Genomic DNA, 484 nt, shown 5'->3' on the forward strand with positions numbered 1-484 from the left:
GGCAGCACCGCACGAGAATCGCAACCGAAGAAGCTCCCGTACCAGACCCCCAGCAAGCCCAGCAGGACCGGTGCGTTCGACTCGAGCGGGGCGGTGCGGAAGTGCTCGTCGAGCTGGTGGAAGCCGTCGAGGAATTCGGCGAAGCGATCGCGGCCTATCGCGGCCATGACCGCGAGACCGACGGCCGAACCGACCGAGTATCGTCCCCCGACCCAGTCCCAAAACCCGAACGTGCTCGCCCGGTTGATGCCGAACGCGGCGACCCGTTCTTCGTCGGTGGAGACGGCGACGAAGTGCTGCGGGACGGCATCGTCGCCGAGTGCCTCGGTGACCCACCGGCGGGCCGCGGCGGCGTTGGTCATCGTCTCCAGCGTGGAGAACGTTTTCGACACCACCACGAACAGTGTGCTCGCGGGGTCGAGATCCGTGAGAGTCGACAGCAGGTCCGTGGGGTCGATGTTCGACACGAACCGCACATCGGGGC

Annotated in this window: 1 pseudogene; it reads right to left on the bottom strand. The window is 66.9% G+C overall.

The window, feature by feature from the left end:
* Positions 1–484 (bottom strand): annotated as a pseudogene (locus tag P3H15_RS54565) (glucose-6-phosphate isomerase); the annotation flags it as partial.

The sequence above is a fragment of the Rhodococcus sp. T2V genome (assembly GCF_029269925.1).
In the GTDB taxonomy this organism is placed as follows: domain Bacteria; phylum Actinomycetota; class Actinomycetes; order Mycobacteriales; family Mycobacteriaceae; genus Rhodococcus_F; species Rhodococcus_F koreensis.